This is a genomic window from Bacillus sp. DHT2 (assembly GCF_026241455.1).
Taxonomy (GTDB): Bacteria; Bacillota; Bacilli; order Bacillales; family Bacillaceae_G; genus Bacillus_A; species Bacillus_A pseudomycoides.
In genome coordinates this window covers 662,020-684,244 of record NZ_JAPHWH010000002.1, presented here as the reverse complement: position 1 = coordinate 684,244, position 22,225 = coordinate 662,020, and the positions used below count along the sequence as shown (strand labels likewise).

25 protein-coding genes are annotated in these 22,225 nt (G+C 35.9%); 22 read left to right on the top strand and 3 right to left on the bottom strand.

Features of this window, described 5'->3' with window-relative positions; all coding sequences use genetic code 11:
- The first annotated feature begins 4 nt into the window (after window positions 1-4).
- From ORL93_RS08705 to ORL93_RS08650, 12 genes are all read left to right on the top strand, one after another.
- Window positions 5-271 carry an IreB family regulatory phosphoprotein gene (locus ORL93_RS08705; RefSeq protein WP_000348589.1) on the top strand — a complete coding sequence of 89 codons (267 nt, stop codon included), beginning with the start codon at window positions 5-7 and terminating at the stop codon, window positions 269-271.
- 3 nt (window positions 272-274) lie between these two features.
- Window positions 275-688, top strand: a complete 414-nt coding sequence (gene ruvX / locus ORL93_RS08700) for a Holliday junction resolvase RuvX (protein WP_003200502.1) — start codon at window positions 275-277, stop codon at window positions 686-688.
- Window positions 689-700: 12 nt separating this feature from the next.
- On the top strand, window positions 701-985 hold the full coding sequence (locus ORL93_RS08695; RefSeq protein WP_003200504.1) for a DUF1292 domain-containing protein: 285 nt from the start codon (window positions 701-703) through the stop codon (window positions 983-985).
- A 221-nt stretch (window positions 986-1,206) separates the two neighbouring features.
- Window positions 1,207-2,277 carry an endolytic transglycosylase MltG gene (mltG, locus tag ORL93_RS08690; protein ID WP_265958868.1) on the top strand — a complete coding sequence of 357 codons (1,071 nt, stop codon included), beginning with the start codon at window positions 1,207-1,209 and terminating at the stop codon, window positions 2,275-2,277.
- A 215-nt stretch (window positions 2,278-2,492) separates the two neighbouring features.
- A complete protein-coding gene (locus tag ORL93_RS08685) occupies window positions 2,493-3,134 on the top strand; it encodes an O-methyltransferase (protein WP_003200510.1) in 642 nt (213 codons plus the stop codon).
- Between the two features lie 7 nt (window positions 3,135-3,141).
- Entirely contained in the window at window positions 3,142-4,071 is a 930-nt protein-coding gene (locus ORL93_RS08680; RefSeq protein ID WP_003200512.1) for a peptidase U32 family protein, read from the top strand.
- 18 nt (window positions 4,072-4,089) lie between these two features.
- Window positions 4,090-5,370, top strand: a complete 1,281-nt coding sequence (locus tag ORL93_RS08675) for a peptidase U32 family protein (protein ID WP_003200513.1) — start codon at window positions 4,090-4,092, stop codon at window positions 5,368-5,370.
- 17 nt (window positions 5,371-5,387) lie between these two features.
- A complete protein-coding gene (gene udk, locus ORL93_RS08670; protein WP_003200515.1) occupies window positions 5,388-6,026 on the top strand; it encodes a uridine kinase in 639 nt (212 codons plus the stop codon).
- A 280-nt stretch (window positions 6,027-6,306) separates the two neighbouring features.
- Window positions 6,307-6,783, top strand: a complete 477-nt coding sequence (greA, locus tag ORL93_RS08665; protein ID WP_003208577.1) for a transcription elongation factor GreA — start codon at window positions 6,307-6,309, stop codon at window positions 6,781-6,783.
- 276 nt (window positions 6,784-7,059) lie between these two features.
- The gene (locus ORL93_RS08660) at window positions 7,060-7,767 is read left to right on the top strand and encodes a hypothetical protein (RefSeq protein WP_098160991.1); all 708 of its coding nucleotides are present in this window, start codon (window positions 7,060-7,062) and stop codon (window positions 7,765-7,767) included.
- Between the two features lie 101 nt (window positions 7,768-7,868).
- Window positions 7,869-9,623 carry a peptidoglycan D,D-transpeptidase FtsI family protein gene (locus ORL93_RS08655; protein WP_097794459.1) on the top strand — a complete coding sequence of 585 codons (1,755 nt, stop codon included), beginning with the start codon at window positions 7,869-7,871 and terminating at the stop codon, window positions 9,621-9,623.
- 116 nt (window positions 9,624-9,739) lie between these two features.
- Window positions 9,740-10,366, top strand: coding sequence for a YrrS family protein (locus ORL93_RS08650; protein ID WP_006096049.1), 627 nt, complete (start codon window positions 9,740-9,742; stop codon window positions 10,364-10,366).
- A 37-nt stretch (window positions 10,367-10,403) separates the two neighbouring features.
- On the opposite strand, the gene ORL93_RS08645 is transcribed toward ORL93_RS08650, so the two are convergent.
- The gene (locus tag ORL93_RS08645) at window positions 10,404-10,619 is read right to left on the bottom strand and encodes a YrzA family protein (RefSeq protein ID WP_265958863.1); all 216 of its coding nucleotides are present in this window, start codon (window positions 10,617-10,619) and stop codon (window positions 10,404-10,406) included.
- Between the two features lie 136 nt (window positions 10,620-10,755).
- On the opposite strand from ORL93_RS08645, the gene ORL93_RS08640 reads away from it, so the two are divergent.
- From ORL93_RS08640 to ORL93_RS08615, 6 genes are all read left to right on the top strand, one after another.
- On the top strand, window positions 10,756-11,394 hold the full coding sequence (locus tag ORL93_RS08640) for a class I SAM-dependent methyltransferase (RefSeq protein WP_018765882.1): 639 nt from the start codon (window positions 10,756-10,758) through the stop codon (window positions 11,392-11,394).
- 14 nt (window positions 11,395-11,408) lie between these two features.
- Window positions 11,409-12,104 (top strand): 5'-methylthioadenosine/S-adenosylhomocysteine nucleosidase, encoded by a 696-nt coding sequence (mtnN, locus tag ORL93_RS08635; RefSeq protein WP_003200530.1) that lies wholly within the window; start codon window positions 11,409-11,411, stop codon window positions 12,102-12,104.
- An 82-nt stretch (window positions 12,105-12,186) separates the two neighbouring features.
- The gene (locus ORL93_RS08630; RefSeq protein ID WP_097794458.1) at window positions 12,187-13,110 is read left to right on the top strand and encodes an O-acetylserine dependent cystathionine beta-synthase; all 924 of its coding nucleotides are present in this window, start codon (window positions 12,187-12,189) and stop codon (window positions 13,108-13,110) included.
- Between the two features lie 3 nt (window positions 13,111-13,113).
- A complete protein-coding gene (locus tag ORL93_RS08625; RefSeq protein WP_006096053.1) occupies window positions 13,114-14,247 on the top strand; it encodes a bifunctional cystathionine gamma-lyase/homocysteine desulfhydrase in 1,134 nt (377 codons plus the stop codon).
- 255 nt (window positions 14,248-14,502) lie between these two features.
- Window positions 14,503-17,106: a bifunctional acetaldehyde-CoA/alcohol dehydrogenase gene (adhE, locus tag ORL93_RS08620; protein ID WP_006095960.1), complete on the top strand. Its 2,604-nt coding sequence runs from the start codon at window positions 14,503-14,505 to the stop codon at window positions 17,104-17,106.
- Window positions 17,107-17,232: 126 nt separating this feature from the next.
- On the top strand, window positions 17,233-17,460 hold the full coding sequence (locus tag ORL93_RS08615; RefSeq protein WP_003200539.1) for a YrhC family protein: 228 nt from the start codon (window positions 17,233-17,235) through the stop codon (window positions 17,458-17,460).
- Between the two features lie 281 nt (window positions 17,461-17,741).
- Here the strand turns inward: ORL93_RS08615 and ORL93_RS08610 are convergent, their stop codons facing one another.
- Complete coding sequence (locus tag ORL93_RS08610; RefSeq protein ID WP_097794456.1) at window positions 17,742-18,497, bottom strand: HAD family hydrolase; 756 nt, start codon at window positions 18,495-18,497, stop codon at window positions 17,742-17,744.
- A gap of 115 nt (window positions 18,498-18,612) precedes the next feature.
- Between ORL93_RS08610 and ORL93_RS08605 the strand changes: the two genes are divergently transcribed.
- Together ORL93_RS08605 and ORL93_RS08600 are read left to right on the top strand one after the other, a co-directional pair.
- Window positions 18,613-19,566, top strand: a complete 954-nt coding sequence (locus tag ORL93_RS08605; protein WP_003208567.1) for a LacI family DNA-binding transcriptional regulator — start codon at window positions 18,613-18,615, stop codon at window positions 19,564-19,566.
- Window positions 19,567-19,570: 4 nt separating this feature from the next.
- Complete coding sequence (locus ORL93_RS08600; RefSeq protein WP_097794455.1) at window positions 19,571-20,077, top strand: GNAT family N-acetyltransferase; 507 nt, start codon at window positions 19,571-19,573, stop codon at window positions 20,075-20,077.
- Between the two features lie 11 nt (window positions 20,078-20,088).
- On the opposite strand, the gene ORL93_RS31370 is transcribed toward ORL93_RS08600, so the two are convergent.
- Complete coding sequence (locus ORL93_RS31370) at window positions 20,089-20,277, bottom strand: CPBP family glutamic-type intramembrane protease (RefSeq protein ID WP_176524559.1); 189 nt, start codon at window positions 20,275-20,277, stop codon at window positions 20,089-20,091.
- Window positions 20,278-20,926: 649 nt separating this feature from the next.
- Between ORL93_RS31370 and ORL93_RS08595 the strand changes: the two genes are divergently transcribed.
- Window positions 20,927-21,385 (top strand): GNAT family N-acetyltransferase, encoded by a 459-nt coding sequence (locus ORL93_RS08595; protein WP_018765876.1) that lies wholly within the window; start codon window positions 20,927-20,929, stop codon window positions 21,383-21,385.
- Between the two features lie 420 nt (window positions 21,386-21,805).
- The gene (locus ORL93_RS08590) at window positions 21,806-22,183 is read left to right on the top strand and encodes a MaoC family dehydratase (RefSeq protein WP_016132059.1); all 378 of its coding nucleotides are present in this window, start codon (window positions 21,806-21,808) and stop codon (window positions 22,181-22,183) included.
- Window positions 22,184-22,225: the final 42 nt, after the last annotated feature.

Sequence of the window (22,225 nt, the reverse complement as noted above, 5' to 3'; positions counted from 1 at the left end):
TAAAATGGACGGTTTTGATAAAACAATGAAGTTTAACTTTCAAGATGAAAAACAGAGTGTCCATGTAAACGATGTACTTTTAACTGTGTATGATGCACTTCAAGAAAAAGGCTATAATCCGATTAACCAAATCGTTGGTTATTTATTAAGTGGAGACCCAGCATACATACCTCGTCATAAAGATGCACGAAGCATTATTCGCAAGTTAGAACGTGATGAATTGATTGAAGAGCTTGTGAAGTCTTATTTGAAACAACATCGTGAGGAGTAGTTTATGCGGATATTAGGTTTAGATGTTGGTACAAAAACAGTCGGCGTTGCGATTAGTGACGAAATGGGCTGGACAGCACAAGGTTTAGAAACGATTAAAATTAACGAAGAACGAGGTCAATTTGGTTTTGATCGTATTTCTGAGTTAGTAAAACAGTACAATGTGGACAAGATAATAGTAGGATTGCCAAAGAACATGAATGGTACAATCGGACCACGTGGTGAGGCTTGCCAGCAATTTGCACAATCCTTACGTGAACTGTTACAATTAGACGTCATGATGTGGGACGAGCGTCTGTCAACGATGGCAGCGGAACGTCTTCTTATTTCGGCTGATGTAAGTCGAAAGAAGCGAAAGCAAGTGATCGATAAGATGGCTGCAGTCGTGATTTTGCAAGGATATTTAGATAGTAAATAAGAGGTGACCAGAATGGAAGAAAATCAAATTACAATTGTAGACGAAAAAGGTAACGAGCATTTATGTGAAATTATTTTCACTTTCGATGCTGAAAAATTCGGGAAAAAATCTTATGTAGTCTTTTCTCCGATTGGTGAAGTTGACGAAGATGGCGAACAAATTTATGATGCAATGGCTTTCGAACAAAACGAAGAAGAGTCAGGTGGAACATTACTTCCAATCGAATCTGAAGAAGAGTGGGAAATGGTACAAGAAATGTTTAACACACTTGCTGAAGAAGAAGAGGGCGAAGCGTAATTCAGGTGAAGAAGATGGGCTGTACATGCAGTCCATCTTTTTTTGTATTCTCGTGCAAAATGACAGATTTTTTGTCGAAACTACATAATTGTTTGTAGTATAATGAGACGGATTGTATAAAATAAAAAACTATCTGCAAATGAATGAGCTTTGCTTTGGGTTTGTAGGGCATTGTATAGAGGATGTACATATGGTCTACAATGGAATAAGGAGGAAGAACTTTGATAGAGAATCAAGTGAAGAAGAAGCGTAGAAACACACTTTTAATAGTGGTTATTGCACTACTTGTGGTCTGCGTGTCAGTCTATGCGTATATTTCATCTGCGTTAAAACCAGTTGATAGCGGGAATAAAAAAGAAATTGAAGTAGAGATTCCAAAAGGTTCATCTACAAGTAAAATCGGAGAGATTTTAGAAGAAAAAGGCGCTATTAAAAACGGTACAGTATTTAGCTTCTATGCAAAAGCTAAATCTAAAAATTTGCAGGCAGGTACATATTTGTTAAATTCGTCAATGAATGTAGATGATGTAATGGAACAAATGTCATCGGGTAATGTCCATCGTCCAGTTGCTTATAAATTGACGATTAAGGAAGGTGCACAAGTTGTTGAAATCGCAGATATAATTGCGAAGGAACTGAAATGGAATAAAGATGATGTTGTGCGCCAATTAAACGATAAGGCTTTTATTCAAAAAATGCAGCAAAAATATCCGATATTATTAACAAATAAAATTTTTGATGCCAATATTAAATATCCGTTAGAAGGCTACTTATACCCAGCGACATATTCTTTCTATAAAAAAGATACAACATTGGAAGAAATTGTGACGTCAATGCTTGAAAAAACGAATGCATTAATTGTTCAAAATGAGGCGAAAATGAAAGAAAAGCAGCTGGACGTTCACCAGCTTTTAACATTATCTTCTTTAATTGAGGAAGAGGCGACAGGGTTTACAGATCGTCAAAAGATCTCCAGCGTCTTTTATAATCGTTTAGCAAAAGGGATGCCGTTACAAACAGATCCGACAGTATTATATGCGCTTGGAAAGCATAAAGAACGTGTATTATATGAGGATTTAAAAGTAAATTCACCGTATAATACGTATGTTATAAAAGGATTACCTGTTGGACCAATTGCGAATTCTGGCAAGCATTCAGTACAAGCAGCGTTAGAACCTGCACAAACAGATTATTACTATTTCTTAGCAGCACCAAATGGTGAAGTGTATTATGCAAAAACGTTAGAAGAACATAATGCATTAAAACAAAAATATATTACACAAAAGAAGTGAAAATAGGAGGGAGAGCGAAAAGGGTCGCATATCCCTCTTTTTTATGATAAAATATATCGGGTTAAAAACTGGCAGAAGAATCGTTTTTAATATCAAAACGGGACGTACAAGCTAAGGGTGAAGCTGGCTTGTATTTTTATTGCATTCTATGTGTGAAAAGATAGAAACTGACACGTCATAGAGGCACTTCTCCATGTAAATAAGGAGGACCATTTATGGAGGATGCAGTTAACGAGTACCTATTATCATTTATTGATCCAAAAGATAAACTTATTCTTGAAATGGAACAGTACGCAGGTGAACATCATGTGCCAATTATGGATCGTCTTGGAATGGAGTTTATGTTGCAATTTTTACGTTTAATTGGGCCAAAAAGCATCTTAGAGCTCGGAACAGCAATTGGTTACTCCAGTATTCGTATGATGCAAGCTATCCCTAATTCTCGCATTGTGACAGTAGAACGAAATAGCGATCGATATGAAAAAGCACTTGAATATATAGAGCGTTCTTCTGTAAAAGAGCGTATTTCCGTTATTTATGGTGATGCATTAGAAACAGGTGAACAAGTGAATGAACATGGAACATTTGATGTTATTTTTATTGATGCCGCAAAAGGACAATATCGTCGCTTTTTTGACTTATATGAACCGTTATTAAATCCGGGGGGTGTCATTATTTCAGATAATGTTATGTACCATGGACTTGTAACGACAAAAGAAAAAATTGAAAATAGACGTACGCGTGGTTTGATTCGTCGTATTAAGACGTACAATGAATGGCTAATGAACCATGAAGGATATGATACAACTATTTTTCCGATTGGTGATGGAGTAGCCGTGAGTAAAAAGAGAGGGTGACAACAGTATGAAAAAACCTGAATTGTTAGTAACGCCAAGAGCGGTGGCGGACATTGAACCTCTTGCAAAAGCAGGGGCAAGTGCAGTAATGATCGGTGAGCAAAAGTTTGGCTTACGTTTAGCAGGGGAGTTCACGCGTGATGATGTGAAACAAGCTGTAAGCATTGCACATGAAAATGGTATGAAAGTATACGTAGCGATGAACGCTATGTTCCATAACGACAAAGTAGAAGAATTAAAAGGCTACGTTGCATTCCTGCAAGAAGTACAGGTAGATGCAATCGTCTTTGGAGATCCTGCAGTATTAATGACTGTGCGTGAAGTAGCACCAAACATGCAAATGCATTGGAATACAGAAACGACAGCAACGAACTGGTTCACATGTAACTATTGGGGCCGTAAAGGTGCAAAACGTGCTGTGCTTGCACGTGAATTGAGCTTAGATGAAATTGTTGAATTAAAAGAAAACGCTGAAGTTGAAGTAGAAGTACAAATTCATGGTATGACATGCATGTTCCAATCAAAGCGTTCATTAGTTGGAAACTATTTTGAATATCAAGATCGTAATCTGGAGATTGAAAAGAAAAAGTATGAAGAAAATATGTTTTTACATGATCCAGAGCGTAATAACAAGTATCCGATTTATGAGGACGAAAATGGTACTCATATTATGAGTCCGAATGATATTTGTTTCATTGATGAGTTAGATGAACTTATCGATGCTGAAATCGATAGCTTGAAAATTGATGGTGTGTTAAAAAGCTCTGAATACATTATCCAAGTGACAAAGAAATATCGTAAAGCTATTGATTTATGTGTAGAAGATCGCGATGCGTATTATGACATGAAAGACGATTTATATAAAGAGATAGAAGAAATTCAACCAGTAAATCGTCCGTTAGATACAGGATTCTTCTTTAAAGAAACGGTTTACTAAACGAGGAGGGTGTAGGATATGACTGTACAAGAAATTTCACGAGTAATCGATGGAAAACGCGTTATTGTGAAAAAACCTGAATTGTTAATCCCTGCAGGTAATTTAGAGAAATTAAAAGTAGCTATTCATTACGGTGCAGATGCTGTATATTTAGGTGGACAGGAATTTGGTCTGCGTTCAAATGCAGGGAACTTTACGCTAGAAGAAATGGCAGAAGGCGTAGAATTTGCAAAGAAATATGGCGCAAAAATATATGTAACAACAAATATCTTTGCACATAATGAAAATATGGATGGATTAGAAGATTATTTAAGAGGGATTGAAAAAGCTGGTGTAACAGGTATTATTGTTGCAGACCCGCTTATTATCGAGACGTGTAAACGTGTAGCTCCTTCTGTTGAGGTACATTTAAGTACACAACAGTCTCTATCCAACTGGAAAGCAGCGCAGTATTGGAAAGAAGAAGGCTTGCATCGTCTTGTATTAGCTCGTGAAGTCGGCTATGAAGAAATGAAGGAAATTAAAGAAAACGTTGATATTGAAATTGAAGCGTTCGTCCATGGGGCAATGTGCATTGCATACTCTGGAAGATGTACATTAAGTAACCATATGACAGCACGTGACTCGAACCGTGGTGGTTGTTGTCAGTCATGTCGTTGGGATTATGACCTAGTTCAAGCAGTATCACAACATAAAGAAGCAGAAGAGCTTCCTTTATTCCAAGAAGGCGATGCACACTTTGCAATGAGTCCAAAAGACTTAAACTTGATCCTTTCAATTCCGAAAATGATTGAAATTGGAATTGACAGCTTGAAGATTGAAGGACGCATGAAATCTATTCACTACGTAGCAACAGTAGCAACTGTGTATCGCAAAGTAATTGATGCATATTGCGCGGATCCTGATAACTTTGAGTTTAAACAAGAATGGTTAGATGAGCTCGATAAATGTGCAAATCGTGATACAGCGCCTGCATTCTTTGAAGGAGTTCCAGGATACCAAGAACAAATGTATGGAAATCATAGTAAGAAAACAACGTATGATTTTGCTGGTTTAGTGTTAGATTATAATGAAGAAACAGGCATTGTCACAATCGAACAACGTAACTACTTCAAACCAGGGCATGAGGTTGAGTTCTTTGGGCCAGAAATAGAAAACTTTACACAAACGGTGGAGAAAATTTGGGATGAGGATGGAAACGAATTAGATGCAGCGAGACATCCGTTGCAAATCGTGAAATTCAAAGTGGATCAACCAGTGTATGTGAATAATATGATGCGAAAAAGCATACATCAATAAGAAAGAGTGGTAGTTGAATGGGGACGAATAAGCCGGTTGTAATTGGAATCGCTGGTGGTTCAGGATCAGGTAAAACAAGTGTAACAAAAGCAATTTTTGATCAATTTCAAGGTCATTCCATTTTAATTTTGGAGCAAGATTATTATTACAAAGACCAAAGTCATCTGCCAATGGAAGAGCGTTTAAAAACAAATTACGATCATCCATTAGCGTTTGATAATGACTTATTAATTGAGCACTTACATCAGTTGCTTGCATATAAGCCGGTTGAGAAACCCGTATATGATTATACATTGCATACACGCTCAGAAGAAATTATTCCAGTAGAACCGAAAGATGTAATTATTTTAGAAGGGATTCTTATCTTAGAAGACCCGCGCCTTTGTGATTTAATGGATATTAAGGTGTTTGTTGATACGGATGCTGACCTTCGTATTTTACGTCGCATGCAACGTGATATTAAAGAGCGTGGCCGTACAATGGACTCTGTTGTTGAGCAGTATGTAAATGTTGTACGTCCAATGCACAACCAATTTATTGAGCCTTCTAAGAAATTTGCGGATATAATTATTCCAGAAGGCGGACAAAATCATGTTGCAATCGATATTATGGTCACAAAAATTGCAACAATTCTTGAACAAAAAGTGAATTTGTAATAGCATAGTAAAAGATATACGATAGGAAGGGATTTTTTCCCTTCCTATCGAATACAATGAAACATGCCAACCTCATCTATCTATAGGTGAGGGCATATTTATATGAACTTTCCATACATATCTTCTTTATATGAGGAAGAATTGGAAAATACGGGGTTGTATGTGACAACTCCGCTAGTGCATGTGTACTAGAAACCTCCGCTATAGGATAAAGCGGAGGAGTTTTCATATTGAACTCCTCTTTTTTTCGGGGGATTGGTATATAAAAGGAGTGGAAAACATGGCAACAGAAAAAACATACCCTATGACGCAAGAGGGTAAACAAAAATTAGAAAATGAAATTGAGCAATTAAAAACAGTAAGACGTAAAGAAGTTGTAGAGCGTATTAAAATCGCACGTAGCTTCGGTGATCTTTCAGAGAACTCGGAGTACGATGCAGCGAAAGATGAGCAAGCATTCGTAGAAGGACGTATTACACAACTAGAAAATATGATTCGTAACGCAGTTATCATTGAAGATAATGGCGAAGAGTCTACAGTTGTAACATTAGGTAAAACTGTAGTATTCAAAGAATTACCAGATGGAGATGAAGAAGCTTACACAATCGTTGGTAGCGCAGAAGCTGATCCATTTGAAGGAAGAATTTCTAACGATTCTCCAATCGCAAAAAGCTTATTAGGTAAGCAAATTGGTGAAAAGGTAGCAATCCAAACGCCAGGCGGAGAAATGCAAGTAGAGATTATCTCTGTAAAATAATAAAAAAGGTTCACTCATATGGGTGAACCTTTTTTATTTTTTCTCTTTCATTATCCCATTGCTCTCAAGATTCTGAGTGAAAAGTGCTATATAATCGTCCATGATAGTTTGGTTTGAGCGATAAAAGAAAAAGGATCCTTAAGGGAGTTTTCACTTTATTCGACATAATATGACGATGTAAGAGCTTTAATTCTGATATTATAAGTGAGGAATTTTATACTTTTATGTTTTGAAGTGTGAAGAGAGTTTAAAAGGGATAAGGAAGAGGGACAGTTCATGAAAAAGAAATTATTTGCAGCACTCACTTGTGGCGTTATGATGACAGGATTAGCGGCATGTGGATCTAGTGAGAAAACAAGTGCATCAAACGAATCGAAACCGAAACAAGAAGAAAAAAAGGATGATGCAGCAACTTCGTCTTCAAACAGCACACCGAATACAAAGGGGAACACGGAATTAGATAAGAATAAAAAGGAACAGAAATTCGAAGACTTTGCTCTAGAGTACCAGTTAGCTATTGTAATGAGAATGTTTCAGGATGTGACGATTAAGTATGATTATGCGATTGGTAATCCAGAATATTTGTTACAGGATACAATGGATCAGAAGACAATAGATGATATGAAGAATATGTTACAAGAACAGGCAAAGAATAATGATAAACTTTTTAAAGATGAAGTGAATCAAGCGTATACTTATTTAAATCAATCTAAAGTAAGTAATAAAGATGAAATTCAAAAGTTAATTAATGCAGAAAATGAATATTTAAAGATCGTAGACAAGATGATCGCATGTATTGATTCTGTAACGGTTGAGAATGCAAAAGAAAAAAGAAGTGAAATGCAAGCTTTACAACCGGATTATTTAAAAGCAGCAGCTCAAGTAACAACTACTACAATTGAGGTTGCAAAAAATTCAGGAATAGATGAAGAGAGTTTTAGGTCAATTCTTATGAAATTTCTTAAGCAGCCAAAAGATTTATAAAAATCATTCAATCATACAAGAAAAATACAAACTCTAATAATATTTCGTTCTGTATAAAAGGAATGACACCTCGTCTAAACTGAAAAGACGAGGTGTTTTTTATGAAAATCAAACGGAGAATTATCATCACCTTATTATGCTTTACATGCATCATGTTGCTATTGCTTGGAAGATTGGTACAAATACAGCTTATATCTACTGAATCATTTACAGATAAACATATAAATTTAATTGAAAAGAGTGTTACCCAGCGTACACAAGCAGTTACAGTGGATGATGGTAGGGGACGTTTTATTGATCGAAATGGAGTAGAACTTGGTGAAGAAAAGTATTCAGTGTTAATTATTTTTCCATTTCTACAAATAAAAAATGACATGTTAGAGAAAATTGCGCATATCATTAGTGTGCCGGGACAAGACATAAATCTGCAAATGAAAGACAAACGAAAACCATTTATATTTCAAAGAGGTGATAAACCGTTTCAATTAACGAAAGAACAGGTGGAAAAGATTAATCGTGCGGATATGTTAGGCATGGTTGCAACTGAAGTAAGGGTGAAACAAATAACAGAAGCAGAGCATTTAATTGGTGCAGTAGGAGAAAACGAGAATGAATTTCAAAAGCGATACGGGGAAATGAAGAAGTTCCCTATTCAAACACCGATTGGTATTTCAGGACTTCAACAATCATTTGATGAATTTTTAATGACTGATGGTGAAACGAAAGTGTTGTATCAAGTAGACAGACAGGGCGAACCGATTTTTGGGAAACGTGCAAAATATACATCTCCTGGAAATCCTTTTTATCCAGTTACGATTCAAACAACGATAGAAAAGTCTTTGCAACAAAAAGCAGAAGAGCTTGTGCAAATGCATGGAATAAAAAACGGTGGATTAGTACTACTTGATGTGAAGAAGAGTGAAATTTTAGCAATGGTGAGTAAACCATCTTTACAGACGAATGATAAGCGTACGTATCAAAAAACGATGGAAAACCAAATGCTAACGCCTCATTTTCCTGGTTCTATTTTTAAAACAGTTGTAGCGGCCGCGGCAATTGATAAGGATATAATTCAATCTCATCGTATATTTAACTGTGATACAGATCCGTATGGCGAAAATACTCCGCAGGTTATGATGGGGAAATTAAGCTTCACAGAGAGCTTTGCTAGGAGTTGTAACAGGACATTTGCTGTGCTTGGTGATGAATTGATGCAAAAGGATAAACATGTAATGGAAACGTATTTAGAAGCGCTAGGAGCGAGTGAGAAGGTAGGATGGAAAGGGCAAGTGTTTCATACGTCTGGGTTTAAACAGTTGATAGAAGAGAAAAAAGCAATTGTTTGGAATGAAGAAGAAACTAAGATGAGTCACAAAGCAATCGCCCAAACGGCGATTGGGCAAAAGGATGTAAGAATATCCCCTTTAGCTGTTGCAAATATGATGGCGACGATTGCAAGAAATGGAGAGAAGAAAGAAGTAAAAGCTGTAAAAGAAATACGGTACAAAAATGGCACAAGATTTTTTTATTTTGAAGATCATAAATTGGAGGGGCGACAACTCTCTTATCATACAGTGAAACAAGTGCAATCACTATTAAGAAAAGTAGTAACGATGGAGAAAGGAACAGGTACTACTTTTCAGTCATTACCGCTATCTGTTGCCGGAAAATCTGGGACGGCACAAACAGGAAAAGGAAATCGTGTAAATCGTTGGTTTGCGGGTTACTTCCCGTATGAAAACCCAAGATATGCGTTAGTAGTTGTTGACTTAGAAACGAATAATGAACAAAATACTGTAACACCGATTTTTAAAGAATTTGTAGAAGAGATTGCTCACTTGGAAAGTAGAAGGTAATCTTGCAATTTATTATCAAATGTTTTCATTTCGTGAAAAAATTACTGTAGTTATTCAACCTTTTAAGATTTAGTGTTACAATAGCAAGTAGGAAAAACTGCATGGAGGTTTGAAGAATGGCAGGAGGATCTAGATTCCAACAGAAACAACAAAAACGTCGTCAAAACGGTGTTTTAAATATTGCAATTGCTATTGTGTTATTAGCAGTACTTGTTGTAGCGTATCAAGTATTCTTTACTTCTGATACAACAGAGCAAGCATCTTCTCCAGACAAGAAAGTATCTCAGCAAACAACGAAAGATAATAAAGCTGAGAAAACGAAAGAGAAAGAAGAAGCTAAGAAACAAGAGCAAGCAGCAGCGAAGAAAAAAGAGGACGAAGAGAAACAAAAAGCTGAGGAAGAAGCAAAAGCAAATGAAAAGACCCCAGCTGAAAAAACACAGCCTAAAGCAACAGATGCTTATACGAAACCTTCTTGGAAGCCAGTTGGTACAACGCAAGGTGCAACACCGGCAATGACATTTCAACAAGGATCAGCAGATTGGAATGAGATGAAACAAGCAATTTCCGCTGCAATCGAAGTTCCAGTGGAACAATTGGTTATTCACCGCATTGGGAATAACGGTAAGCAAAAAGCGTACGGTAATGTTCAAGATAAACAAACTGGTAAAAGATATTATGTAAATATTGATTGGGTAGAAAATGAGGGTTGGAAACCAGCACTTGTTCAAACTCTAAACTAAAAAAGAGAGAGGTTCTTAGAACCTCTCTCTTTTTTAGTTAGCGTAATTTTTTTAATTTAAAATGAACAACTGCGCTGTAATAAGGTCTTTTGCTCTCGGGATCCATAACCATTTGATGAGAAATATAATGAACCTCCAGCATAAGTGCTTTGTTATTGTCAATTTGTTCGTTAATTTTCTTTTCTAAGGAAACTAAGTTTGGTGCTTCAAAAAATTCTACTTTATCTTCCAGCATTTCAAACGTAAATGACACAAAAAACGCTCCTCTCCATATAATCAAGTTAAGTGTAACAAAGAAAAGAAGGAAATACCATTTCCGTTTCAATTGACATTTTCGTAAAGAAAGCATATCATACTGATAAAACCGATAAGAAAAAGGGGAATTTTATATGGGTACAGAATTTAACGGTTTATTTGATGAGTGGGCTCATACGTACGATTCATTCGTACAAGGCGAAGATATACAATATAAAGAAGTTTTCGCTCGTTATGAGGAGATTTTAGAGGATGTAGTAAATAAATCATTTGGAAATGTATTAGAATTTGGTGTTGGTACTGGTAATTTAACAAATAAATTATTACTTGTTGGCCATACTGTTTACGGCATAGAGCCGTCACGTGAAATGCGTACAATCGCAAAGCAAAAGCTACCAGAAGGATTTTCAATTACAGAGGGAGATTTTCTTTCTTTTGATGTTCCCGATTCTATTGATACAATTGTAAGCACTTATGCGTTTCATCATCTAACAGATGAAGAAAAAGATGTAGCAATTGCGAAGTATAGTCAATTGCTTCATAAAGGTGGTAAAATAGTGTTTGCTGATACGATATTTGCAGATCAAGAAGCGTATGATAAAACTGTTGAAACTGCAAAACAAAGAGGTTTTCATCAGTTAGCAAACGATTTGCAAACAGAATACTATACACGTATTCCGATTATGCAATCTATTTTTGAAAACAATGGCTTCCATGTAACATTTACGAGATTAAATCATTTCGTTTGGGTAATGGAGGCAACTAAGCAATAGAAAGAGGGATTAGATTGAGAATTGCTGTAATTGGAGCAATGGAAGAAGAAGTACGTATTTTACGTGACAAATTAGAACAAGCAGAAACAGAAACCGTTGCAGGTTGTGAATTTACGAAAGGGACATTAGCAGGACATGAAGTAATCTTGTTAAAGTCTGGTATTGGTAAAGTAAATGCGGCTATGTCGACGACAATTTTATTAGAGAGATACCAACCTGAAAAAGTAATTAATACAGGCTCAGCTGGTGGATTCCATCAATCTTTAAATGTTGGGGATGTTGTCATCTCAACAGAAGTTCGCCATCATGACGTGGATGTAACGGCATTTGATTACGAATATGGTCAAGTGCCAGGGATGCCACCAGGATTTAAAGCGGATGAAGCACTAATAGCATTAGCTGAGAAATGTATGAAATCCGAAGAGAACATTCAAGTTGTGAAAGGAATGATTGCAACAGGGGATTCATTTATGAGTGATCCAAACCGAGTTGCAGCAATCCGTGATAAATTTGAAAATCTTTACGCAGTAGAAATGGAAGCAGCAGCGGTTGCGCAAGTATGTCATCAATACAAAGTACCATTTGTAATTATTCGTGCACTTTCTGATATTGCTGGTAAAGAATCAAACGTTTCATTTGATCAATTTTTAGATCAAGCAGCTCTTCATTCTACAAACTTTATTGTAAAAGTGTTAGAAGAGTTAAAGTAATGTAACAAAAAGGCAACTGTCTCATATAAAGAAGATACATACAGTTGCCTTTTCTTTATTGGCAAATAAGGAGGAGAACACGATGAAGGTGTATCGTGGAGTTCATGAATTAATCGGTCATACACCGATTGTAGAAATTACTCGTTTTTCACTTCCAGAGGGCGTTCGTTTATTTGCAAAGCTTGAATTTTATAATCCAGGTGGAAGCGTGAAAGATCGCTTAGGAAGAGAATTGATTGAAGATGCACTAGCAAAAGGACTTGTAAAGCCAGGAGGAACAATTATTGAACCGACGGCAGGGAATACTGGCATTGGACTGGCACTCGCAGCACTAGAGCATGATTTACATGTAATTGTTTGTGTTCCAGAAAAATTCAGTATTGAAAAGCAAGAGCTGATGAAAGCACTTGGTGCAACAGTTGTGCATACGCCAACTGAACAAGGAATGACAGGCGCAATTGCGAAGGCGAAAGAATTAGTAAAAGAAATTCCAAATTCATACTCTCCAAGTCAATTTGCAAATGATGCAAATCCACGTGCCTATTTCAAAACATTAGGCCCAGAGCTGTGGGAAGCGTTGGATGGAGAGATTAACATATTCGTAGCAGGTGCAGGTACTGGCGGTACATTTATGGGAACTGCCTCCTATTTAAAAGAACAAAATCGTGAAATTAAAGCGGTGATTGTAGAACCAGAAGGATCTATTTTAAATGGTGGTGAAGCAGGTTCACATGAAACAGAAGGAATCGGTCTTGAATTTATTCCGCCATTTTTAAAATCATCATATTTCGATAAAATTCATACCATTTCTGATCGAAATGCATTCAGACGTGTGAAAGAATTAGCGCAGAAAGAAGGCCTTCTTGTTGGTAGTTCTTCAGGAGCAGCATTTCATGCGAGCCTATTAGAGGCTGAAAAGGCAAAACCAGGTACAAATATTGTAACGATTTTTCCAGATAGCAGTGAGCGTTATTTAAGTAAAGATATATACAAAGGGTGGGAATAAAAAATGAGAGCAAAAACAAAGTTAATTCATGGTATTCGCATAGGAGAACCTTCAACTGGATCTGTAAACGTACCGATTTATCAAACAAGTACGTACAAACAAGAAGCAGTTGGTAAACATCAAGGATACGAATATTCACGTACAGGTAATCCAACGCGTTCAGCATTAGAAGAAATGATTGCCGTATTAGAAAACGGTCATGCAGGATTTGCATTTGGTTCAGGAATGGCTGCTATTACAGCAACTATTATGTTATTCTCAAAAGGAGATCATGTCATTTTAACAGATGACGTATATGGCGGAACATATCGTGTGATTACAAAAGTATTGAATCGTTTCGGTATTGAACATACATTTGTAGATACAACAAATTTAGATGAAGTAGCAGAAGCAGTACGTCCAAATACAAAGGCAATTTATGTAGAAACACCAACAAATCCATTATTAAAAATTACAGATATTAAGCAAATTTCTACATTTGCAAAGGAAAAAGGTCTATTAACAATTATTGATAATACATTCATGACGCCATACTGGCAGTCACCAATTTCTTTAGGAGCAGATATTGTACTTCACAGTGCAACGAAATATTTAGGTGGACATAGCGATGTTGTTGCCGGATTAGTTGTTGTTAATAGCGCGCAATTAGCAGAAGACCTTCATTTCGTTCAAAACTCAACAGGTGGTATTCTTGGACCACAAGATAGCTTCTTGTTACTTCGTGGTTTAAAAACATTAGGAATTCGTATGGAAGAACATGAAATAAATTCACGCGCGATTGCTGAGTTTTTAAATAATCATCCAAAAGTTAATAAAGTATACTATCCAGGCCTTGAATCACATCCGAATCATGCATTAGCAACTGAACAAGCGAATGGATACGGTGCAATTATTTCATTCGATGTAGATAGTGCAAAAACGCTAAATAAAGTACTTGAGAAACTGCAGTATTTTACGCTTGCTGAAAGTTTAGGAGCAGTAGAAAGCTTAATTTCTATTCCAGCTCAAATGACACATGCATCTATTCCAGCAGATCGTCGTAAAGAGCTAGGAATTACAGATACATTAATTCGTATTTCTGTCGGTATTGAAGATGGCGAAGATTTAATTGAAGATTTAGCCCAAGCATTAGCATAATAAAAAAGCACTGCTAAAAGGCAGTGTTTTTTTAAATACAATTTGTGAAACTTTTCACAAATTAGACACACACAATTAAAAATATTTCGTGTATAGTAAAATCATGAAATAATACTTCACACATAAATATGTGAAACATTTCACAAATAATAGGATTCATGTAGGAAAAGTAACTCTATTTTTTTACGCTAATAGGGACGTATTAAGACCCTTAGGGTCTATTTAAGTCCATATAGCAGAATAGGAGGAAATTACATGGTAGTCAAAGAGAAAGTTGTAAATGAAACGCAAGAAGTGGTAGAAATGATTGAGGCGTTAGTAAAGAATGGTAAAAAAGCTTTACAAGCATTAGAAGGTTTTACACAGGAACAAATTGATAAAATTGTACATGAAATGGCACTTGCGGGCGTGGATCAACATATGCCGCTTGCAAAAATGGCTGTTGAAGAAACGGGACGCGGTGTGTATGAGGATAAATGTATTAAAAATATTTTTGCAACTGAATATATTTGGAATAGCATAAAAAATGACAAAACAGTGGGGATTATTCGTGAGGATCCACATGAGGAAGTAATAGAAATTGCAGAGCCGGTCGGTGTGGTTGCTGGGGTAACGCCAGTAACAAATCCAACGTCAACAACGATGTTTAAAGCGATCATTGCGATAAAAACGAGAAACCCAATTATTTTTGCATTCCACCCTTCAGCGCAGCAATGTTCTATCGCAGCTGCAAAAACAGTGCGCGATGCTGCAGTGAAAGCTGGTGCACCAGAGAACTGTATTCAATGGATTGAAAAGCCTTCTGTTGAGGCAACAAAACAATTAATGAATCATGAAGGTGTAGCGCTTGTTCTGGCAACAGGAGGAGCAGGAATGGTAAAATCAGCATATTCAACTGGTAAACCAGCTTTAGGAGTAGGACCAGGTAACGTTCCATGTTATATGGAAAAATCAGCGAATGTGAAACGTGCTGTGAATGATGTAATCTTATCAAAAACATTTGATAACGGTATGATTTGTGCTTCTGAACAAGCAATTATTGTAGACAAAGAGATCTATAATGATGTGAAACAAGAAATGATAGCAAACAATTGTTATTTTGTAACAGAAGATGAACGGAAGAAATTAGAGAAACTTGTCATTAATGAAAATACATGTGCAGTAAATAGCGATATTGTTGGGAAATCTGCTCACTACATTGCATCACTAGTAGGAATTGCAGTACCAGAAGATACAAAAATGCTGGTTGCAGAAATTAAAGGAGTCGGCGCAAATTATCCGCTATCCCGCGAAAAATTAAGCCCAGTATTAGCTTGTATAAAAGCAAATTCATTAGAAGAAGGATTGCAGCATTGTGAAAACATGTTAGAGCTTGGCGGTTTAGGACATTCTGCAGTTATTCATTCTACAAATACAGAAGTACAAAAACAGTTTGGTTTACGTATGAAAGCATGTCGTCTTATTGTGAATGCTCCGTCAGCACAAGGCGGAATTGGTGATATATATAATGCTTTCATTCCATCGCTTACACTTGGATGCGGATCATACGGAAAGAACTCTGTATCTCAAAACGTAACGGCAACTCATTTAATGAACGTAAAGAGACTTGCAAATAGAAAAAAGAATATGCAGTGGTTCAAGCTGCCACCAAAAATTTATTTTGAAAAACACGCTACGCAATATTTAGCAAGTATGCCAAACATTTCACGAGCATTCATTGTAACAGATCCTGGAATGGTTCAACATGGATATATTGATGTAGTAACGCATTATTTAGGTCAACATAGAAATGATGTAAAAGTAGAAATATTCTCTGAAGTAGAACCAGATCCATCAGATGAAACTGTATTTAAAGGTGCAGAAATGATGAGAAGCTTCAAGCCAGACGTGATTATTGCTCTTGGCGGCGGATCAGCGATGGATGCAGCAAAAGGAATGTGGCTATTTTATGAGCATCCAGAAACAGAATTCTTTGGTATCAAACAAAAGTTTTTAGATATTAGAAAACGTACATGCAAATATCCAAAACTAGGAACTAAAGCGCAGTTTGTTGCGATTCCTACAACATCTGGAACAGGATCAGAAGTGACACCATTTGCGGTTATTACAGATAAAAAGAATAATATCAAATACCCGCTTGCTGATTATGAATTAACACCAGACGTTGCAATCGTTGACCCGCAGTTCGTTAAGACAGTACCACCACATGTAACTGCTGATACAGGAATGGATGTATTAACACATGCGATTGAAGCGTACGTATCTATTATGGCAAACGATTATACAGATGGATTAGCTTTAAAAGCAATTGATCTTGTCTTTAAATATTTACCACGTGCATATAAAGATGGAAATGACGAAGAAGCTCGTGAAAAAATGCATAATGCTTCAGCAATTGCTGGGATGGCATTTGCCAATGCGTTTCTTGGTATTAACCATAGCTTAGCGCATAAAATTGGACCGGAGTTTCATATTCCGCATGGACGTGCTAATGCAATCTTAATGCCGCATGTTATTCGCTATAATGCAATTAAACCAAGAAAACATGCACTATTCCCTAAATATGAGCACTTTGTTGCGGATGAGCGTTATGCACATATCGCAAGAATGCTTGGTCTTAAAGCACGTACAGTAGAAGAAGGCGTGGAATCATTAGTACAAGCTATTATCGCCCTTGGAAAAGAATTAAATATTAATATGAGTGTTGCTGGCCAAGGTATTGAAAAAGAAGCATTTGAAGCGGTTGTTGATATACTTTCTGAACGAGCATTTGAAGATCAATGTACAACGGCAAATCCGAAATTACCGCTTATTTCAGAGTTGAAAGAAGTGTATATGCAAGCTTATAAAGGTGTATAGAAAATTTGAAAGAGCCGTTTAGCAGCGGCTCTTTTTACTTTGGAAAACATCTCCCTCATTGGCTGTATTTACTTGCCTCAGAAACGATTAGAATATGATAGAGTGAGAGGGAGGAGTGGTAGAAGTATGAAAGAATTACAACAGAAAATAGCAGATTATATTCGCTTCGGTCAAGTTCTTCTTGCGCTAGCCACATTTTTAATGATTGGTTTATTAATCCCAAATGGAGGGAGAGAAACTGTACAATCCTTTGCGATGATGGGTGTTATTGTTTTATTTTTAGGGATGTCATTTTTCTTTTTCAAGCGTGTTAAAGTATTGCGTGACAGGTTAGAGGAGAACGAGTATGAATAAGATTGATAGATGAAACGCTACGAAAAGAGTGTATCTTTTTGTAGCGTTTTTTCGTATAAGTAAAATTTGTAGAAAATGTATGTGATTTATATTGACAATGATAATCTTTATCAATTGAAATATAATAGAACTAAGTTCTAATTCAAGGTCATTTGTGAACGGAAGTTCTTGTCCGTTGTTAGAACAAGATAAATATCTAGTATATAATTGAAAGTCCTCCCCCCCTCAACTGTAGTTTTCTTTATACTAGTTATGATATGGATGCAGTAGACAAGCTTTGTCTACTGTCTTTTTTTTGTTAAAACTTGTATATCATTGTAATCGGTAATAATAAAATCTGCATAAGGTGTTAGTTCTTTTATAGCATGTTCATGATTTGCAATACCGACAGCGATACTTCCGGCATCTTTGGCCATTTTTACATCCACAACAGTATCTCCAATCATTACTAGTTCATTTGACTTAATGGCAAGTTGTTCACATGCTTTTGTAATCATTTCTGGGTAAGGCTTTCCGTTTTCTACATCTTCTGGCGTAAAGAGAAATTGAAAAGATGGTATGTTAAGTAAATCAATACACTTTTTTGTTCTCACCTTATTATCTGAGGTAAGAATACCTGTGTATATTCCTTCTTTTTGCAAAGAAATGATGCATTCAGTTACCCCTTGAATAGGATGAAAAGCTTGTTCAATGGATAATTGTTCATTACTTTTTTCAAATATGGTAGTAGCGAGTTCTTTGCAACGATGCCATGGATATTTTTTGATTTGATATAAAAGGCTCGCGACAACAATTATTTCTTCTTCTTCAGATGCGACCGCTAATAGGCCTTTAAAATCAACTTGGTTTGGAGGGACAAATCCAACTGCTTTTTCCCAAAGTGGTTCATACTTTTTACCAACAATTTGTGAAAATTTGGATTTTCGCAGTCTATCAATTTCCTGCCAAAATGGAGTAGCTTGAAATAACGTACCATCTTTATCAAAGGCAACTGCCTTTGTTTCAATAATTTTTCCTGAAATTTGAATTTTCCCCATATTTCATGTCACCTCGTTTATAATAGTTACCATATACTGTACATTCTGAAATGCATTACAGGTCAAGGGGGGAGTTAAGATTTCTACAATTGAAGATATCGCGAAATTAGCTGGAGTGTCTAAAGCAACGGTTTCCCGTGTAATCAATCATCATCCGTATGTACGTCCAGAATTAAGGGCGAAAGTGCAAGCGATTATTGATGAAAAAAATTATGTACCTGTGGCAACGGCGAAAGATTTACGTCGTCTGCAAACAAATTTAATCGGTGTAGTCGTACCAAATTTACATCATCCCTTCTTTAGTCAGTTAATCCAAGAGTTAAGTGGTATTTTAAAAATAGATTGTTATGATGTCGTGATATTACAATCAAATTATGAAGTTGAGAGAGAAAGAGAATTTTTACAATATATTAGGACGAAGAAGTTAGATGGGTTTATTTTTACTACACTTTCTTTGCCAATAGAGGAAATAGAACGTGCGGTCTCTTCAGGAGCAATTGTTATCTGTAATGAACATGTAGAAACAGAATTCGTATCCACAGTTCAATTTGATGAAGAGTTAGCAGGTTATATAGGAACGAAGCACCTTTTTGAAAATGGATATACACGTATAGGATTTTGTTACGATACATTAAAAAGTAAAGCGCAGAGACAGAGATACCAAGGATATAAACGAGCTTTAAAGGAGCATGGCCTACAGTTGCAGCAAGAATGGGTATTTTCGAATTGCTGTGGACTGAAGGATGGAAAGAATGTTATACATGTCATTCAATCCATGAAAAATGCTCCTGATGCAATTTTTACAGGTAGTGATGAGATAGCTGCTGGAATCATTATGGAAGCGCAACGATTAAGAATTCGTATCCCACAAGATTTTGGTGTTATGGGATTTGATAATCAAGAGATCTCCATGATAATGCACCCTAATATAACAACGATCAATACCTCCATCAAAAGTATGGCAAAGAATACTATCGTATTATTGCATAAACAATTACGAGGAGAGCATATACAACGTATACAATTGCCTATTTCAGTTATAGAAAGAGAATCTACAAGAAAGGAGTAGGAGTATGTTCCATACAGATCATTTACAATTTCGCAAATATACAATGACCGATTTAGATTTTTACGCTTCTTTATGGGGAAATGAGAAAGTGATGCGTTACATTGGGAACGGAACTCCGAAAACATATATGCAGTGTAAAAAAAGTCTTGAAAGCTGGGTTCTTCCTAGTTATAAAAACGGTTTAGGATTATTTCTAATGATTGAAAAGGAAACAGATACACCAATTGGTCACGCAGGACTCGTTAGGCAACAAGTAGATGGAAGAGAAGAAATTGAAATTGGGTACTGGTTACTTCCAGAGTATTGGGGAAAGGGATATGCAAAGGAAGCAGCAACAGCCTTTCGAGATTATGGTTTTCAAGTGTTAAGTTTGAATAAGCTCATTTCTCTTATTAATCCAGATCATCCTGCTTCTATCTTTGTTGCCCGAAAAACAGGAATGAGTTATGAGAAGACAGCATCATTTCATGGAATAGATGTTCTTGTATATGCAATTAAAAGAACAGGATAAATCCTGCTCTTTTAAAGAAAGAGACTACTAAATACCATTAATATGTTTAAAATTACATGCCATATAATAGCTGGAATGATACTATTTGATTTCACAACTATTCCTCCATAAAATATACCAGCTATAATAAAAGCGGTGGAAACACTCCAAGAAAAACCTAAGGAGTAATGCTGTAAACCAAAACCAATGCTTGTAAGCAAAATAGCCTATTTTTCATCAAACTGATTTGTAAACTGATGTAGTAGGATTCCCTGCCAAATACATTCTTCTAATACGCCATTGATAATAGAAAACAATACGGCAAATAGCATGAGATGTTGTATATAAGATATTTCTTTTTGTAGTAGAAAAGGTGTAAAGGTGACGATGTTAATAGAAATCGCGATGATAAGAAATATATAAATTTTAACTTGATGAGGACCACTCCAAATAAAAGGCATGTGCAAAGTATTGTTCCATTTTGGTTGATTCTAATTTAGAGATATTCGCTGTTTGCGTACAAGAGCATCTATGAGAAATGGCACAAAAATAAGAAGTAGGCAAAGACGTTTCACAATAATTGTTAGTTCTCTTGAAGAAAAGGAAATTTGATCCATAGTAAATAAATAGAGAAAGAATCCACTCCAAAATAATAGAGTAATCCATATGAAATGATGATAGTTTTTCTTTTTTAGTAGTAGAAGTAGTAATGTAAGGATCCATAAACAAAAGAATGCTATATTAGTAGTTTGTATAGTAATCATAAGAAGTGTAAAAGAATAATAAAAATCCCTTCATCTTTTTCTCCTTTTAAAAAGGTAATATTCAACTTTTAAAGAATAGTATATAACAATAAAAGGGGGAATGGGATTGTATATTTATCATAATGGACTCATTATTCGAGAAGGAACGACAGGTGTGCCAGCTTATGCAATTAAAAGTTTATTTGAAGATGCGGGCTGGAGTAACAATAGCATTCCATCATGGCAAATTGAAAAATTTACGATAGCATTTGAAAATTCTACGTGGGCTTTTACGATTTGGGATGAGGAAGAAATGATTGCGATGGTTCGTGTTATTTCTGATCAGATAATGGCTGCAAATATTATGGATTTAGTTGTGAAGTATGAATATAGAGGAAAAGGATTAGGAAAGAAGCTCGTTTCCCTTTGTATGCAGAAACTCCCTCATGGAGATTGGTTTGCTCATACTTCTGCGAATAATTTTGATTTTTATCGTAGTTGTGGTTTTGAGGTGCGGGATTTATCTCAAAATGGGACGTGTGCTTATTATGGTTATAATGAAGCGAAAAAAGCAGGACATCGATAATCCCATTAGATAATAGAAAGCGTGTAAAAAGGATTGCTAGACGATAGCGATCCTTTTGTATTTACACAGATAAACTATTTTATTGTACAAAAAAGAAGTAGTGAATTGCGAATGAGAGAGTAAACAAGGGGAGTAGGAATATCATTTTCTTTTTGAAACCTTTAAAGAAGGAGTTATTATTGGGAGCAAGCCAAACTTCTAATGTGGAATAGAAGAGTAATGAAACTGCCAATAATATGCCACTAACTAATTCAAATGTCATTGTTAAGACCTCCAATTTCACCAAAGATACTTAAATAATAACACGAAAATGTTAATTATTAACAGTTTGTAACGATACTTTTAGTGATTAAAATGAAGGTCTATTCATTTTGTGGTAAAATAATAAAGAAAATTCAGAAATTTAAAAAGGAGGATAAAATGAATATTAAAGTAGGAGATACGTTTCGGTACGAAAGAACATTTACAGAAGAAGAGGTTTTGGAATTTGCTCATCTTACAGGTGATAAAGGGAGACATCATATGGAACATGATGAGCAGGGACGTTTAATGGTGCATGGGTTATTAACTGCAAGTATTGGAACGAAAATTGGTGGAGAGGTACATTACATAGCACGGGAATTAGTAAGTGAATTCATCAGGCCTGTTTTTACTGGAGATACAATTACTTGTGATGTAACTCTTACAAGTGTGGAACAAATGGAAGGGTACAAAAAGGTATCGATAGAGTCGATTTATCGTAATCAAAAAGGGAAAGAAGTATTAGTAGGATCAAGCTATGGAATTATACGAGAATAATGCAAAAAGCCTGTTTTTCATTTTTGAAAACAGGCTTTTTGC